The sequence below is a fragment of the Streptomyces sp. NPDC086147 genome (assembly GCF_040702165.1).
GTDB lineage: Bacteria > Actinomycetota > Actinomycetes > Streptomycetales > Streptomycetaceae > Streptomyces.
This window is the reverse complement of sequence record NZ_JBFBJO010000014.1, coordinates 1-16284: the sequence shown is the minus strand read 5'-3', so window position 1 is coordinate 16284 and position 16284 is coordinate 1. Positions and strand designations below refer to the sequence as shown.

The 16284-nt window shown below is 69.4% G+C and carries 9 protein-coding genes and 3 pseudogenes; 3 read left to right on the top strand and 9 right to left on the bottom strand.

The window, feature by feature from the left end:
• Nucleotides 1–50: 50 nt before the first annotated feature.
• The 7 genes and pseudogenes from AB0398_RS25465 to AB0398_RS25435 form a co-directional block, all read right to left on the bottom strand.
• A complete protein-coding gene (locus AB0398_RS25465) occupies nucleotides 51–1625 on the bottom strand; it encodes a molybdopterin-dependent oxidoreductase (RefSeq protein WP_366377947.1) in 1575 nt (524 codons plus the stop codon).
• A 202-nt stretch (nucleotides 1626–1827) separates the two neighbouring features.
• Nucleotides 1828–2283, bottom strand: coding sequence for an SHOCT domain-containing protein (locus AB0398_RS25460; protein ID WP_366377946.1), 456 nt, complete (start codon nucleotides 2281–2283; stop codon nucleotides 1828–1830).
• A gap of 199 nt (nucleotides 2284–2482) precedes the next feature.
• A pseudogene (locus tag AB0398_RS25455) lies at nucleotides 2483–2869 on the bottom strand (DUF308 domain-containing protein); the annotation flags it as partial.
• A pseudogene (locus tag AB0398_RS25450) lies at nucleotides 2824–3635 on the bottom strand (IS5 family transposase). The pseudogenes AB0398_RS25455 and AB0398_RS25450, both read right to left, overlap by 46 nt.
• A 606-nt stretch (nucleotides 3636–4241) precedes the next feature.
• Complete coding sequence (locus tag AB0398_RS25445; protein ID WP_366378056.1) at nucleotides 4242–7160, bottom strand: BTAD domain-containing putative transcriptional regulator; 2919 nt, start codon at nucleotides 7158–7160, stop codon at nucleotides 4242–4244.
• Between the two features lie 1058 nt (nucleotides 7161–8218).
• Entirely contained in the window at nucleotides 8219–9151 is a 933-nt protein-coding gene (locus tag AB0398_RS25440; RefSeq protein WP_366377945.1) for a trypsin-like peptidase domain-containing protein, read from the bottom strand.
• Nucleotides 9148–9459, bottom strand: a complete 312-nt coding sequence (locus tag AB0398_RS25435) for a CU044_2847 family protein (protein ID WP_366377944.1) — start codon at nucleotides 9457–9459, stop codon at nucleotides 9148–9150. The genes AB0398_RS25440 and AB0398_RS25435 overlap by 4 nt, the downstream gene beginning before the upstream one ends.
• A gap of 341 nt (nucleotides 9460–9800) precedes the next feature.
• Between AB0398_RS25435 and AB0398_RS25430 the strand changes: the two genes are divergently transcribed.
• Nucleotides 9801–9956, top strand: coding sequence for a hypothetical protein (locus AB0398_RS25430; protein ID WP_366377943.1), 156 nt, complete (start codon nucleotides 9801–9803; stop codon nucleotides 9954–9956).
• 206 nt (nucleotides 9957–10162) lie between these two features.
• Here AB0398_RS25430 and AB0398_RS25425 read toward each other — a convergent pair whose 3' ends face one another.
• A complete protein-coding gene (locus AB0398_RS25425; RefSeq protein ID WP_366377942.1) occupies nucleotides 10163–10489 on the bottom strand; it encodes a hypothetical protein in 327 nt (108 codons plus the stop codon).
• Between the two features lie 483 nt (nucleotides 10490–10972).
• Between AB0398_RS25425 and AB0398_RS25420 the strand changes: the two genes are divergently transcribed.
• Nucleotides 10973–13750, top strand: coding sequence for a BTAD domain-containing putative transcriptional regulator (locus tag AB0398_RS25420; protein WP_366377941.1), 2778 nt, complete (start codon nucleotides 10973–10975; stop codon nucleotides 13748–13750).
• 223 nt (nucleotides 13751–13973) lie between these two features.
• Here the strand turns inward: AB0398_RS25420 and AB0398_RS25415 are convergent, their stop codons facing one another.
• Nucleotides 13974–15134, bottom strand: coding sequence for an IS701 family transposase (locus AB0398_RS25415; protein ID WP_366377940.1), 1161 nt, complete (start codon nucleotides 15132–15134; stop codon nucleotides 13974–13976).
• 97 nt (nucleotides 15135–15231) lie between these two features.
• On the opposite strand from AB0398_RS25415, the pseudogene AB0398_RS25410 reads away from it, so the two are divergent.
• Nucleotides 15232–15435 (top strand): annotated as a pseudogene (locus AB0398_RS25410) (transposase); the annotation flags it as partial.
• Between the last annotated feature and the right edge of the window lie 849 nt (nucleotides 15436–16284).

The window sequence follows — 16284 nt, the reverse complement described above, 5'->3', positions numbered from 1 at the left end:
AGCAGGGGGTTTACGGAGTACGTGAAGGCGTTCTCCGGTAGTCCGGTGGTCTAGGCGACGGTGACGAACACGCTGTGCCAGCCGCTCGCTCCGTCAGGAACGGTCCTGGCCCGCTGTTCGGTCTGGACCTGGCCGGTCGCGTCGGTGGCGCGCACGGTGAGGTTGTGTCCGCCCGGGGTGGCCTGCCAGCGGTAGGACCACTGGCGCCAGGTGTCGACGGTGTCCTGGACGGCGAGGTCGGCGTCCTGCCAGGGGCCGTCGTCGACACGGACCTGGACACGGGTGATGCCGCGGCGCTGGGCCCACGCGACGCCGGCGACGGTGACCGTGCCGGCGGCCGGGCGTGCGAACGGCTTGGGCGTGTCGATGCGCGACTGGGTCTTGATCGGGGCGCGGCGGGCCCACTTCCGCTTGACCCAGTAGGCGTCGTAGGCGGCGAAGGTGGTGAGCTCGATGTCCTCGATCCACTTGCAGGCCGAGACGTATCCGTACAGGCCAGGGACGAGCATGCGCACCGGGAAGCCGTGGTCGAAGGGCAGCGGCTCGCCGTTCATTCCGACCGCGAGCATGGCGTCACGGCCGTCCATCACGTCCTCCACGGGCGAGCCGAGCGTCATGCCGTCCACGGAACGGGCGACCAGCTGGTCGGCCTTCCCCCCGCGGGACGGAGGCACCACCCCGCACTCCGCCAGCAGATCGGCCAGCCGGATGCCGAGCCATCGGGCGTTGCCGGCGTAGGGGCCGCCCACCTCGTTCGACACACAGGTCAAGGTGACGTCCCGCTCGATCAGCGGCCGGGCCAGGAGGTCCTCGAGGGCGAACGTCCGGGCGCGGGGGACGCCCGTGCCGTGGATCCGCAGGCGCCACGTCCCGGCGTCGACCTTGGGGACGACCAAGGCGGTGTCGACGCGGTAGAAGTCCTTGTTGGGGGTGGTGAAGGAGGTGATGCCCGGCACTTTCAGCTGGGCGCCTCTGGGGACCGGCGGGGCCGGTGAACTCGGCGCGGGGAGGACCAGGGCGTTCCGGGAGGCGACAGCACCTTGGCTCTGACGGCCGGTCAGGTACCTGCCGAGCAGACCGGCCGACGTGGCGCCGATGGCACCGGCACCGGCCAGGACGAGGAACCCCCGCCGGTTCCGGCCGCCGTCGCCCGTACCGTCCGCACTCCTGGTCGCCCCCTCGGCCTTTCCTGCCAGAAAGTAGAGGAGCACGGCGCCTGCCGCGGCGCCGATGAGCGAGGGCAGGGCGTCGACCACGCCCTCGGCATCGGGACGGCTCAGTGCCGCGGCCGCGCCGACGAGCCCGAACAGCAGGATCCCCGACGCGCCGACCCGCCTGTGCCGAAGAGCGAGAACACCGAGACCGGCGGCGATGAGAGCGAGAACGACGAGGATGCCGAGCTGGAGAACGATCTTGTCGTTCTCCCCGAACGTACGGATCGCGAAATCCTTCACCGCCGCCGGTGTCCGGTCGATTACCGCACCGCCGACGACCGTGACCGGCCCGGCAGCGGGCCGGAACAACCCGGCGACCAACTCGGCCACCGCCAGAGCGGTGAAGCCGGCCAACAGGCCAGCCGACACGCCCAGAGCGGTACGGGAGAGAGTGCTGCGGAAACTGTTCACGTCCGGGCATTCGTCAAGATCCGCCAAACGGATTGGTCCGCCACCCGAAAGAGTGACCGGCCGATGCGCTTTCCCAGGTCAGAAGCAGACGGACAGGGACGAGGTGCCCACGCACACAAGCGGCTGATCGCCCGCAGTGACCTGCGGATGGGACAGTCGTTTCCTGAAGACTGCTCCCGGCGGGGAGCGGCTCGTCGAGGGCTCAGCGGTCGGCAGCGGTCGGTGGCGGTTGCGAGGTCGCAGCAGACGGACTGTCGGCCAGGATCAAGGCCTTCGCGCGGCGGAACTCCTCATCCGTGATGTCTCCCTTCGAGCGCAGCTCGGACAGCCTGGTCAGCTCGTCGACGCTGGCGGAACGGGGTGAGCCCGAGGCTGTCTTACGGATGCAGGAGTCGAATTCCTGCTGCTGGGCGCGTGCCTGGGCGATCTCGCGGCGGCCCATGTCCTTGCCGCGGGCGATCACGTACACCAGGATTCCGAGGAACGGGAGCAGGACGACGAAGGCCAGCCGGCCCGCCTTGGCCCATCCGTTTGTGTCATGGTCACGGAAGATGTCCGTGATGATCCTGAAGAGCAGGATGAACCACAGGATCCACAGGAAGAACCAGAGCATGCTCCAGAAGACGCTGAGCAGCGGAAAGTCGTAGGCCAGGTACATGTTCGATCTCCGTTTCGAGACTGCGGCGGCCGCCGGTCGGGGCCGGAACATCTGACGCGGGCCCGGTCATGCGCGCGGAGCGGGGCTGTCAGATCGGACTGCGGAGCCCTTCTCGGCCGGTGGTATCGGCTGTCCCGCGTGAGATCGAGCGCCGTGCCAGGGCAAGTGCGGTCTCGGCCAGGCCGAAGAGGGCAAGTCAGAGGCCCATCAGCCGAGTCAGGGCCTGGGCGGACTTGGCGAGATGCATCAGCACTACGATGCCGGCGATGACGCCGAGGACGGCGGTTGCGGCGACCGTCTGGAACGGATGGCGCAGACACAGCACCCCGCCCAGAAGAAACAGAATGGCCACGAGCAGCCCCGGGAACCGCTCATCGGCGTTCCGGCGGCCGAAGGCCCTGACGAAGCGGAAGCCTCCGGTGACCAACAGGCACAGGCCGGTCGACACGCCCAAGACGTGAAGCGTCACATCCGGCCAGACCTGAGTCATGCCCCCCAGCGCCAGTGTGGTGATCGCCCCTGTAAGAGCTCGTAACGCGATCATGAGTTGTGCTTCTTGAGGCGTCTCCAGCAGATGAGGCTGCAGGCCAGGGAGGTGAAGGCGTCGTGGAGTTCGGTGCGGCGTCCCCAGCGAACAGCGAGGCGTTTGAACTGGTGGAGCAGGGCGAAGGTCTGCTCCACCACATAGCGGAGCTTGCCCGGGCCCTCGATGTTCGGGGCGCCCCTGCGGGAGATCACGGGCAGGATCCGGCGCTTGCGCAGTGCACGGCGGTTGGGGTCGGAGTCGTAGCCCTTGTCGCCGGGCAGGGCTTCGGGTCGCCTGCGGGGGCTGACCGGGGCGTCCGGCGACGGGCGGGCTGACGTCGATCAGGGCGAGGGTCTGGGCGGATGTCGTTGACGTTGGCCGCGGTGGTGATGACCTTGAGCGGGGTGCCGCGTCCGTCGCAGATCAGGTGGTGCTTGCTGCCCGTCTTGCGCCGGTCGACCGGCGACGGACCGGTGTCGGCTCCCCCTTTTTTCGCGCGGACGTGGGAGCCGTCCACGCATGCCCTCGACCAGTCCAGCCTGCCGGCCGCGTTCAGCCCGGCGAGCAGGATCCGGTGCAGCTGGTCGAAGACCCCGGCCTTCTGCCAACGGTCCAGCCGCCGCCAGCACGTCTGCCCCGAGCCGAACCCGGGCTCCAGAGGCAGCAGTTGCCAGGCGATGTCGTTGTGCAGCACGTACAGGATGCCCTGCAGGCACAGCCGGTCCGGCACCGGCCGCGTCCCCGGCGACCGCTCGGGCCAGGGCGGCAGCAGCGGCTCGATCAGCGCCCACACGTCATCGTCCACGATCCACGGCCGTGCAGTCACACCATCCCGAACGGCTGAATCGTCACACCGGTCACGGCCGACCAGGACTCTTCAGCAAGATCGTGTTACGAGCTCTATGCCGTGATGGACTCGGAAGGCGACTGGACTGCCCGCATGCAACAAGAGCTGGCCGGCTATGCCACGCGTAGTGACGAAGGGTTGGACAACTTCCTCGGGCATATCAGGCACCGCCTTGAGACAGCTCGGCAGACGGGAGTGAGCGTGCCGGAGAACCTCTCCGAGCGGGTGACAGAGCTGTCCAACCGGCGTGGATGGCCACCGATGCGTTGATCCAAGCCCTGCCGCTGCCCACGCGGTCGCACGATCCCGGAGTGCGTCGATCAGCTCGCGGGACGCAGAGGGCGTCGCGAACGGTACTGCGAATTCGACAAGAGCGTCTGCCGGCGCCGCGACGTCGTCAAAAGCTGCTTCTATCGCCTCAGGCCTCTTCACCTGCCACGACAAGCGTCCTGACCGCCGCCTCGCCGCCGTCGCCCTCATTCGGCACGACACATGATCGGCAAGGCACTCCCCGGATCAAACGTCCTCTGCGGTTACTCCCGGGAAGCAGACACCCGGTTTCCAGGACCAGGCACGGGTGGGTGATCAGCCTGCCTCCGACTCCGCGGTCCGGCCGCTCAGCCGGGTATGCAGGCGGTCCCGCATTTCGTACCCCTCCGTCCCCGGCACTTGTTCGTACACGGCAAGGGCCTCGGCCCAACAGGTCCGGGCCCGGGCGGACTCCCCCCGCTCCTCCATCGCGTCGCCCAGCACGACCAGGACATCGGCGCGACGTCGGGCGCCCCCGACCCGTCCCAGTACCGCGAGTGCTTGTTCGGCCTCTGCGGCCGCCTGCGCAGGGCGGCCCGCGCCCAGGTGGATCTCGGCGCGCCGGTGGTAGACCATGCCCTCGCCCAGGGCCTGCGTGCATTCCTGGTAGATGGCGAGCGCCTGATCCAGTTGTTCCAGTGCTTCGGGAACCTGCCCTGCGGCCGACAGGGCCAGGCCCAGCGCGTAGCGCGACTCGGCGAAGGCGAGTGTGTCGGCCTCGGAGCCAAGCCGTTCGATGGCTTCCTCCGCGAGGGCGACCGCGCTGCGCACATTGCCCAGGCTCGCTTCGACATGGGAGAGCTGGCACAGTGCGCAGGCCACGCCGAAGGGGTTGTCGTCATCTCGGAAGCGTGACAGGGCCTCGCGCAGGCAGCGGTCGGCGTCCGTGTACCGGCGCTCCTGCAGCGCGATGACGCCGCGGTCGTAGGGCACCCAGGCGCTGGTCACCGGGTCGTCGATCGCCACGGCCAGCGCCAGCGCCCGCTGCGCCTGCGCGTCGGCCTCATGCAGGTTGCCCGCTGTCAGGTGGACCGCCGTGAGCGCGGCACAGGCACGCCCCTCCGCCTGGGCATCGCGCTCCGCACGTGCGGCGTTCTGCGCCAGGGCCGCGGTCTCCTGGTACTGGCGCGCGTTTCCCGATCCCACGATGTCCTTCACGCTCCACAGCAGATCGATGGACCTGCGCAGTCCGGAGCCGTGGGCGAGTTGGCGGGTGCAGGAAAGGATGCACTGCGCCTCAGCGGCCAGCCAGCGCCTCGCGTCGTCGAGGTAGGAGAATTCGATGCCGGGGTAGCGGATGGGTTCCAGGTGCTCCACGCTGCGGTCGCCGGGGTGTTCGACCGCGTAAACCCCGGTCGCCGTGGCGAGGTAGAAGTCCAGGAGGCGGCTCAGTGCCGCCTGCCGTGCCTCGGGAGGCTGTTCGTCGCGTTCGGCGCAGACGCGGGCGTAGAGCCGGGTGAGGTCGTGGTAGCGGTAGCGGCCTGGTGCCGCCGCCTCCAAGAAGCCGGTGTCGACCAGGGCCTCGAAGATGGCTTCCGTCTCCTCGGGCGGCTGACCGAGCATGGCTGCGGCTGCGGCCAGCGAGATGTCGGGTCCATCGGCGAGACCGACGAGGCGGAAGGCGCGGGCCTGCGCAGGGTCCAGCTGTCCGTAGCCCATCTCGAAGGTAGCCTTGACCGCGAGGTCTCCGGCCTGCAGTTCGTCCAGGCGTCTGCGCTCGTCGGAGAGTTTGGCCGCGAGCACGGACACGGTCCAGGTGCGGCGGGCGGCCAGGCGTGAGGCCGCGATGCGGATCGCCAGTGGGAGGAAGCCGCAGGCGGCGACCACGTCCATCGCCACGCCGTGTTCGCTCTGGACACGTTCGGTCCCCACGATCTTGGTGAAGAGTTGCAGGGCCTCGTCGGGACTCATCACATCCAGGTCGATGAGATGGGCGCCGGCCAGATCCAGCATGCGGACGCGGCTGGTGATGAGCGTGGCGCACCCCTCGGTACCGGGGAGGAGTGGTCGTACCTGTGCGGCGTCGCGGGCATTGTCCAGGAGCACCAGCACCCGGCGGTCGTTGAGCACCGAGCGGTAGAGCGCCGTACGTTCCTCCAGCGAGTCCGGAACCGCAGCGTCCTCCGTGCCCAAGGCACGCAAAAAGGCTCCGAGAACCGTCTCGGGCTCCGCCGATCGGGCTCCGCTCCCCTGAAGGTCCACGTACAACTGGCCGTCGGGGAAGCTCTGGCGTGCCTGTTGGGCGACGTGTACGGCCAGGGTGGTTTTGCCGACGCCACCGATGCCTGCCAGCGCGGAAACGGCCAGGACCGCGCCGGAGGATTCGGTGAGGAGGGTGCCGAGTTCCTCCACCAGGGCGACGCGCCCGGTGAAGTCGGGCACGCTCGCGGGAAGTTGTGAGGGCCGGACGCCGCTCGGCCTGGCTTCGGTGCGCGAGTCGGCCGTGTTCTCGATGAGGCTGGGATCGGCGCTCAGGACCCGCTGGTGCAGCTCGCGCAGGCCAGGGCGGGGTTCCACGCCGAGTTCCTCGGCGAGGAGGCGGCGGGTGTCCGCGTACACGGCCAGGGCCTCGGCCTGGCGTCCGCTACGGTACAGGGCGAGCACGAGCAGCTCGCGCAGGCGCTCGCGCAGGGGGTGGGCGGCGGTGAGTGCGGTGAGCTCCGAGACCGCTTCCGCGTAGAAGCCCAGTTCGAGATCCAGGTCCAGGCGTGCCTCGCACAGTTGCAGTCGCCACTCCGCAAGCCTGACGCGTTGTGTGTCGGCATGAGGGCCCGGGAGACCCGCCAGGGGCTCTCCGTCCCACAGCGCGAGGGCCTTGTTGTACGTGTCCCGGGCCCGTACCGCTTCGTCTGCTGAACGCAGGCTCTCCGCCTCCGCTTGCAGTCCTTGCGCGTCAGCCAGGTCGAAGGACCCTGCCCCCGTGCGCAGTGCGTACCCGCCGGACTCGCTGGCCAGTACTTCGGGGCCCAGCACCTTGCGCAGGCGGGACGCGTAGGTGCGCAGGGCGGCCAGCGCCTGTGACGGAGGATCCACACCCCATAGCGCATCGATCAGTTCGGCTGCGGTGGCGGTGCGTCCCCCACGCAGCAACAGGGCGGCCAGCAGGGCTCTCTGCTGCGGAGAGCCGAGGACGAGCGGCTCTGCGCCCCGCCAGGCCCGGACGGGACCGAGCACACTGAAACGCAGCGTCGGCATGCCCCCGTCGCTCCAGCCCTGAACCCCGTCGGTGTCGCGGGGCCTTTCGGTGGACGAAGACGCCGCCGGCTGTGGGACTTCGGACATCTGCGAAACGGCACGGACCTGCGCCGCGGAGGTGGATGTTTCGGGAGCCGCCTCCGGGCCCCGCCGCATGACGCTCCGGCGTCGGGCGGCCTCCGTGAGCAGGGCCCTGGCCGCGTCGACCTCTCGTTCGTCCGCCGCGCCCCGGGCGGTTTCGCCTTCCGCTGCGGCGAGGCTGAGCAGCACGGCGACCGACTGCGGGTGGTGGGCTCCCATCGTCGCCGCGGCCTTCTGGGACGCCACGGCCAGGACATCCGCCGCGCGTCGCATCCGGTCACCGTCCGCTGCGGCCCGCGCGGACTCGTACTCGGCGCTGGCCAGGGCGACCAGCGCCGACAAGGACTGCGGATGCTCGCCGCCGTACCGCCCGACCAGACGGCGGACCGCCTGTTCGACGTCGTCCAGCAGCCGGTCGGCGTCGGCGTGGCGGCCCTGACGTCGTGCCGTCTCCGTCAGCACGGCGCTCACCAGGACGCGCAGGTCCAGATCGGCTGCGGAGGGCTTGGTCGCCGCCAGCTGTTCCTGGGCCCGTACGGCCGTGTGGTCGGCTCCTTCCACGTCCTGCAGCCGCAGCTTCAGCGCCGCGAGGTTGACGAGCGTGCGCGCATCCGGCGTACCACGTTCCGGGGCGAACTGCAGGGCCGAGGCCAGCACGGTCGCGGCGGCGGCCACATACCCGCGGTCGGCCAGGGTGACGGCCAGTTGGTTGCGCGAGGTGGAGTCCAGGGTCAACGCGCCGATGTCCCAAGCCAGTCGGGAGACGACATGCTGCAGGAGCGCCCGCGACAGGGCCTGGCGGCCGAGAGCGTCCAGCAGTGCCGTCAGCAGGGCCAGGTCGCGGCTCAGGGCTGGATGACGCAGCACGCGCTCGTCGGTGCGCAGGCGTTCGACAGCACGTATGACGTACACGGTCATGGTGCGGTCGCCCTGCACGGCGAGTGTGGCGTAGTGGATGGCGTCTCGCCATGCCTCGTTCATGCCCCGCCCTCGTTGTCCGCGCCGTCGATGAGTGCCTTCACGGCCATGAACTTGAGCTCGGCGATCTGGGCCGGATCCATGAGGCTGCGCTGCGCCCAGGCGTCGAGCTGAAGCAGCAGCTCCTCTGTCCCGGCGAATCGGGCGGGCGTTGCGGCGTCCTCCACGGGCCGGACGTGTTCGAGTCCTGCGGGGCGGTCTCGGCCCGGGTCGGTTCGGCGGTACCGGTTCTGCTCCCGGTCCCAGTCCTGGTTCGGATCCGTTTGCCGGTCCCGGCCCGCGCCGGCATGGCTCCGGCCGGGGGCCGATGGTCTGAGGACGTCAATGAGGTGGACGACATCGAGGTGGTCGAAGCGGCGGATGGCTTCCCTGATGGTGGCGGCGAAGAGCACGTTGGCGGCGCGGGGTGCGGAGATCCGGTCGGGGGCCTGCTCGATGAGGATGCCGAGGACCGCGGGAGGTTGGGCGTCGTGGTCCCTCGCACTCTCGACCGGTCCGCCCGAGTATCCGGAGTAGTCGCCGAGATGCTGATCCGCTGTGAGCTGCAGCGCTTCGATGGTCGCGCCCCCGACGCACAGATGGGGTGCGGCCCCGGCGTTGATCCGCCCGCTGAGGTGGGCTTCGTGCGCGGCGGGACGGTAGGGGCCGCGCCAGCGCTCTCCGTCGCGGGCGATGTCGGCCGCGGGGATCGGCAGGGTCACCTGATGTCCGGCACCGATTTCGACGAGGGCCAGGTCGGCTTCCTTGTCCTGGCGGCAGACGCGGCCCTCGACACGTGCTCCGTCGGCCAGTTCGATGCCGATGCTCTCGTCAACGCTCAGGCCGCGCAGGCAGTGCAGGGCGGTGAGCACGAAGCGGCGGGTGAGCAGGAAGCCGCCGCCGAGTCGCTGCTTAGCCTGGTAGAGGTCGACCCAGTATCCCGTGCCGGTCACGGGTTTCCCGAGGTGCGCTCCACGGTGAGAGTGACCTCGAAAGAGGCCTCGGCCGACGCCTTGGACAAGATCACCCCTGCCTCGGCGGCCAGTGTCAGACCGAAGGTGACATCCAGGCTGGTGACCTTCCAGCCGTCACGCTCGGGGACCTGCGCCAGCGATTGCTGTGCGATGGAGGAGGCCTGGACGATCGCCTCCTCGATCTCGGAGGCGCGCTCGCCGAGGGAGGAGGTCGTCCGGGTCCTGGCGGCGATCTGCCGGTTTCCGGCGGCGTCGAGCGAAACCGTCTCGACTCTGACATCGGCCATGCGCGTGTGTCCCCCGTGCCCCGGCACCGTGTGCGGTGATGAGTGATCCGTCGCAAGCCTAATCGCGCTGCCACGGCGATGCGAGGGCTTCTGCGGTGACGAAACAGGCCGGTGGACGTCCGCTGTCGCGCGGCGGGGCACGGGTCGGGCTCTCGATCGGGCCAGTCGTTGCCGGCACGCGGTAGCCGCGGTGTCGGCGTCGGGCTCCTCGGCCAAGGCCACGGCCTGGATATATACCTCCCGCGCCTGCCCAAGGACAAGAGCCGCCCAGTGCGTGCCAGATGTCAGCCGAGCCGAGCGTAATGCCGTGGTCACCCTCATCTGCTGTCTTCGAGGTGTAGATGAGCCCCGTCCGGAACTTCTCCGCCGACCAGCACCAGAAGGTGCCCTGCAAGGTACTGCGGTGCAGGACCGCCGCCCTGGACTGCGAGGCCCGGATCTTGGGGACGACGGTGGAGAACCGGATCCAGCATGTCCTGGAGGTGGCGGATCGGTAACCGCGCGAGGCAGTCGGCAGGGATGGCGTCGTTCGAGTGCCGCCTGTCCGACGCCGGCCCTTGACGGCTTGATCCCCGCAGGGCTCCGGGGAGTTCCGGAGCCCTGCGGGAGTAAATGCCCTATTTGCGGCAACTCGACCGGGCGGTCGTCTGTCTGCGAGTCTCAGGCCCGGCGCAAGGGCGTCAGAGTGGCTGATCGGGGAGCATCAGCACTCGTAGGCTTCCAGCGCTTTGCCGTCGGTCGAGTCCCACCTGAAGGTGGTGCTCTTCCCACCGCCGATCTTCTGGCAGTCGGGGTCCCACGCCCAGTCGACGGAGACGGTGGCGTGGATCGCGTAGCTGCACACGTTCTTGACCGTCGCTTTGCCCTCCCAGTTGCCGGCCAGCTGGGCGCAGCCGCTGAACGATGCGGCGGGAGTGATGCTCGACGGTACGGAGACCGCTGTCGCGGGAGCCGCTCCGGTCACGGCGAGGGCGCCCGCCGCGATCGTCATGGCGAGAGGTGTCAGGATGGTGCGACGACGAGTGGCCATGCTTCTCCTCAAGGTCGGATGGGTTGGTGCTCCGCTTCCCTCTGGCCGTTGAGAGGCTGAGGACGTGCCACTCACGGTGCCGGGGCCGGCGTCGGTGAATCTTCGGAAAAGCTTGAATCCGTCTGGAAGCACGGGTCGGTGGCGCACAGAGTGAGGGGAGTGGAGGACGACCTGTCGCAGGGGGTGTGATGGCCACGCGCTTCGGGATCCTTGGGAGCATCGAGGTACGGCGGGACGGGGCCCCGATCGACGTGGGGCACGCGATGCAGCGCCGGGTGCTGGCCGCGCTGCTCGTCGACACCCACCAGGTGGTGTCGGCCGACGCGCTGGTGGACCGGATATGGGGGGGACACCGAGCCGGGGAACGGCCGTCGGAAGCTGTACGGATACCTCTCCCGACTGCGGCATGCGCTGGCTGTCGACGGCACGGCCATCACACGGGAGCAGGGCGGCGGCTACCGGCTGGCGATCGAGCCCTCGGCGGTGGACGCCCACCGCTTCTGCGGATTGTCGGACCAGGCCAGGAAGGCGGGCGGCGACGTGCGGGCAGAGGCGCTGTGGCGGGAGGCTCTGTCGCTATGGCGAGGCAGCGCGTTCGCCGGGGCGGACACCCTGTGGTTCAACGCGCAGCGCCACCTCCTGGACGGCGAGCGGCTGGCCGCCGAGCTGGAACTGGTCGACGTGCGGATGCGCCTGGGACAACACGACGAACTGGTGGGTGAACTGCTCACCCGGGCCGAGGCCCACGCGCTCGACGAACGAGTGATCGGGCAACTGATCCTGGCCCTGTACCGGTGCGAACGACAGGCCGAAGCACTGGAGGCTTACGAACGCGCTCGGCAACGTCTCGCCGACGAACTGGGCGTTGACCCGGGCGCGGCGCTGCGACGACTGTACGAACGGATTCTCACCGGTGACCCGCAGCTCGCCGCGCCCCGCTCTGCCGCGCCACCCGTCACCACGAACCCGGCCACTACGACGAGCCCCATGGGCACCGTGCAATCGGCCGCCATCACTGAACCGCTCGGTAAAAGCAGCATGGCGGCGAACGTGAGCCCGCCGAGGGCACGCCAGCTCGTCCCCCGGCTCCTCCCGGCAGACGTGTCGCTCTTCGTCGGCCGGGAGAACGAGGTCGAGGAGGCTCATCGGTTACTGGGTGAAGAACGGCCCGGTTCGGCGACACTGCTGGTCACCGGCCCTGCAGGAGTGGGCAAGACCGCCTTCGCGATACGGACGGGGCACTTGCTCGCCTCCGGCTTCCCGGACGGCCAGCTTCACGCGGACCTGAGGGGCTTCGGCGACGATCCGGCCGAACCGTTCACGGTCCTCGGCGCCTTCCTCCGCGCGCTCGGCATCCCCGGCGGTGCCGTACCCGCGGAGATGACCGGCCGCGTCCATCTCTACCGCACCCTGCTGGCAGAACGGCAGACACTCGTCGTCCTGGACAACGCCGCCGATGCCCGACAGGTGAGTGACCTCCTGCCCAGCGGCGTGCGTTGCGCCGCCATCGTCACCAGCCGGACGACGATGGCGGAACTGGGCGGTCGCCGGCTCTCCCTGGACGTACTGGACCTTGCGACGGGACTCGACCTGCTGCGCGAGATGATCGGCCCGGGCCGGACCGACGCCGACTCGAGGGCGGCGCGTTCCATCGTGGAAACCTGCGGTGGCCTTCCCCTGGCGGTGTGGGTGGCCGGGGCACGGCTGGCCGCCCGACCGCACTGGCCCCTGGCCAGAGTGGCGCACGCCCTCGCCGACGAGCAACGCAAGCTCGACGAGTTGGCCGTCGGCCACATCGCCGTACGGGCCAGCCTCGAACTGACCTACCAGCAGATGTCCACAGCGACGCAGCACGCTCTGAGGACGGTCGCCCTGCTGCCCGGGCCGGACTTCGCCGCATGGGCGCTGGCCGCGCTGCTGGACGCGACCCTGTCCGAAGCGGAGGCCGTCCTGGATGACCTGGTCGAGGTGCACCTGGCGCAGGTCGCTTCGGTGAACAGGACCGGTATCCGTTATCAACTCCACGATCTGATAAGGCTGTTCGCCAAGGAGCGCACGGAACCGGACGTCCCGGAGCGGGATCGCGCGGCAGCGCTCGCCCGATTGCTCGGGGCGAGCCTGCACTTGGCCGATCTCGCCGCGGACACCCTCAGCGTCGACTTCCAAGGCATCTCGCAGCTGGATCTGGCCTCCTGGCGGCTGACCGAGGCCGATGCCGATCAACTGCTGGCCGATCCCCTCGCCTGGTTCAACGACGAACGCCACTTCCTCATCGACGTGGCAGAACGGGCTCTGGACACAACGGAAGGTGTCGCACCCGCCGCCGGTCTGGCCACCGCCCTCACCACCCTCTTCCAGGTCGGCAGCCACTTCGACGACTGGGAGAGACTTCAGAACCGGGCACTCGAAGCGGCCCTCGGCAACGGCGACCGGCACAGCGCCGCGAAGGTCCACCGCTGCCTCGGCGAACTCACCACCATCCTCGACCGCTATCCGGAAGCGGTGAACCACTTCGAGCAAGCCCTGCTGCTCACCGAGGGCGAGGGACCCACATACCGGGCCAGTGCCACGGCCGGGCTGGCCTATGTGCACCGGCTTCTCGGCCAGTACGCCACCGCCGCCGTCCATTTCGAAGAAGCCGCCGAACTCGCCGAAGCGGCGAGCAACGTCAACTGCCTCGTCTACGCCACCAACGGCCTCGGCGTCATCGACCTCGAGCAAAAACGTGTCGAAGCCGCCATCGCGCGGTTCACGACATGCCTGCGGATCAGCCGGACCGCAGGCTACGGGCCCGGGGAAGCCCAGGCGCTGCGGTGCCTGGGTCAAAGCCATCGCGCACTCGGCGCCTACCCGGCCGCCGCCGACGCCTACCGGCGAGCCGCCGCGATCAGCGAGGACCTCGGCGACCGCCTCAGCGCCACACACGCGGCATGCTGGCTCGGGGACGTCCTGAACCGGCAGGGCAGACATCGGGAAGGACGCCGCCTACTGGCCCGAAGCCTGTGGACCTATCGGGAATTCGGCAACCTCTGGGGCGAGGCGGCAGCACTGTACGCACTGGCCGAAGCACAGCTCGCGGCGGGCCGCCCGGCACCGGCCCGCAGGCGCGCCGAGGCGGCCATCACGCTCTGGAGACAAATCGGCTCCAGCAGATGGCTGGCCACCGGTCTCGACACCCTGGCCGAAGCACACTCTCTGGCCGGCGATCACGCAGCCGCAGCTCGTACCCGCGACGAAGCCGAAAGGGCTCGGAAGGTTTAAGGCCTGCCCGGCGGATCGGGTACGGACACGCCCTAGTACTGCAACGGTGTATGTCCTGATGGTTGGGCAGGTTCGGGTGGTGTGTGGCCTCGTCGTCGGTAGTGGCTGATCCGGGCTTGGTGCTGTCGTCGGCGACGCCAGTGGGACCAGTGCAGGACGTGGTCGAGCGAGGCGGGTCGCCGGTGGGTGAGGCGGTTGATCAGACGTCTGAGTTCGGGAAGGCTCAGCGGGACGAGGCCGGAGGACCCGTTTCTGCTTTGCCGGTGTCGAGCTCGCGGGCCCGCAGGACGGTCAGGCAGGCGTGGGCGGCCATGGCCAGGGTGATGTGGCGGTGCCAGCCGGGATAACGGCGGACCTGGTAGTGGTCCAGGCCGCATTCCTGTTTCGCGGTCCGGAAGCACTCCTCGACCGCCCACCGGCTGCCGGCGACATGGATGAGCTGGTCGACAGTGGTGTCGGCGGGGCAGTAGGCGATGTAGTAGGAGATCTCCTCGGGCCGGCTCACGCTGCGGCGGGCGATCACCCAGTGCCGGCGGTCGTCCCGGCGCCAGGGCCGGACCTCGACCCGTGCCCAGTCGAACACGCGGGGCCCGTGCGAGCCGTCCCCGCAGGACCGGCGTTTCCACTTCTGCCTGGGCAGATCGTGGAACAGGTCGTGAACGGGGTGGTCGAGGGCCCAGCGGGTGACGACGGTGTCGTGTCGGGTGGTGGCCATGACATGGAAGACGTCCGCCCGCTCCAGCTCGGTCCGCCAGCTCTTGGAGTAGCCGTAGCCGGCGTCCGCGCTCACCCACCCGAACGGGATCTTCTCCTCGATCGCCCGGCGGACCATCGCCCGGGCCATCGCGACTTTGGTCTCGAAGACGGTCTCGTCCCCGATGCCGGCCTGACGGCACCTTTCCCGGTTATCGGTCCAGGACGTCGGCAGGTAGAGGCGCCGGTCGATCAGGGTGCGGCCGCGGCCGGTGGCATAGGCGAGGAAGACCCCGACCTGGCAGTTCTCCGTCCGCCCGGCCGTGCCGGAGTACTGCCGCTGGACCCCGGCCGAGCGGACACCCTTCTTCAGGAAACCGGTGTCGTCCACGATCAGCACCGCATCCGGGTCGCCCAGGTACTCGACGACGTACTGACGCACGTCGTCCAGGACCTCGTCCGCGTCCCAGTCGATCCGGTTCAGCAACCGGTGGATCCGGTCCGGACCCGCATGCCCGGCCTCCTCCGCCAGCGTCCAGCCGTTCTTCCGCTCCAGCGGAGCGATCAACCCCCGCATATACGCGAGCGCCGACTCACGAGGCTCCGACCTGGCGAAACGGTGAACGAACCGCTCGTGCAGAGTCTTCAGTTCACCCGCCCACGACCGGGCATCAGACAGTTCCCCACCCATGACCAGACCAACGAACCACCTGCTAAACCGTCACGACAAACACCGTTGCAGTACTAGGCAGTGTCTTCAAAGGGTTCTGGTGGGGGATCATGTCGGTATGGTGCGTCGTCATGAGCTGACGGATGTGGAGTGGGAAGTACTGTCCGGGTTGTTGCCGCGGTCGTCTTCGGGGCGGCCGCGGCTGGACGACCGGCGGGTGCTGAACGGGATCGTGTGGAAGCTGGGGACGGGGTCGGCGTGGCGTGATGTGCCGGAGCGGTACGGGTCGTGGAGGACTCTGTACACGCGTTTTCGCAGGTGGGCTCGACGTCCCTCCTCGCCGTGTCCAGCGCCTCGGTCAGGTATTCCGCGTCGCCCGTGGCCTCGTAACCGGCGAACGGGACTCTGCCGAGGTTGACCAGACCGATGGCGTGGGCGCCGGAGCGGGAGGCGGCTCGCAGGGCCCCACGGAAGGCGGACACGGACTCGTCCAGGTCCGCTCGGCGGCCCATGCGTTTGAACCGATTCGTCAGCGCTGCCCCCGGGCCGGAGAGCCGCGAGGCCAGATCACCGTCGTCGGCGGGAGTGGCCTCGGCCGCCTGGTGCGCTGCCGCGAGCGCTTCTTCCAGGTCTTCCACGGCTCCCGCGAGCAGGTATCGCCCCCTTGAAGCCCAGGACAGGTTCATCTGCATCGGCAGGCGTTCATGATGGTCGACCGGGGTGGCCACGACGGCCGTTCGCACGATGTCGACCGCCTCGTTCAGGTCCTTCGAGCTGCCGGTGCGGGTGAAGCGTTCGGTGAGCGTGGCCGCCAGATCGGAGAGGTGAAGCGCCAGGTTCGGGTGGCGGTCGGGAGTACCGGCAACCGCTTGGCGCCCGAGCTCGATCGCCTCGTCGAGCAGGGTCGGCGAGGACGACACCGTGGACTGCCACCGGAGGAACACACCCAGCCCGGAAAGTCGCCCGGCCCGCTCGGTGTCGGGCCGGGGTGGCCGCGATGGCCTCTCGGCTCGGGCTGATCGCCTCGTTCAGGACGAGTGGGTCCCCACGGGTCACGAACAACTCCCCGAGAGCCGCGGAGGGGCTGGGGCGGGGCGGTCGACCCGGCCCAAGAGACGGCGACGGGTTCCAGCATCTACTGAGAGAACGCCGCCAAGACCAGCGGGATTGT

Excerpts from the sequence above, each read along its gene's own strand:
- AB0398_RS25415 (WP_366377940.1), bottom strand. The coding sequence starts at position 15,134 with ATGGGTGGGGAACTGTCTGATGCCCGGTCGTGGGCGGGTGAACTGAAG.
- AB0398_RS25425 (WP_366377942.1), bottom strand. The coding sequence starts at position 10,489 with ATGGCCACTCGTCGTCGCACCATCCTGACACCTCTCGCCATGACGATC.
- AB0398_RS25460 (WP_366377946.1), bottom strand. The coding sequence starts at position 2,283 with ATGTACCTGGCCTACGACTTTCCGCTGCTCAGCGTCTTCTGGAGCATG.
- AB0398_RS25435 (WP_366377944.1), bottom strand. The coding sequence starts at position 9,459 with ATGGCCGATGTCAGAGTCGAGACGGTTTCGCTCGACGCCGCCGGAAAC.
- AB0398_RS25430 (WP_366377943.1), top strand. The coding sequence starts at position 9,801 with ATGAGCCCCGTCCGGAACTTCTCCGCCGACCAGCACCAGAAGGTGCCC.
- AB0398_RS25445 (WP_366378056.1), bottom strand. The coding sequence starts at position 7,160 with ATGCCGACGCTGCGTTTCAGTGTGCTCGGTCCCGTCCGGGCCTGGCGG.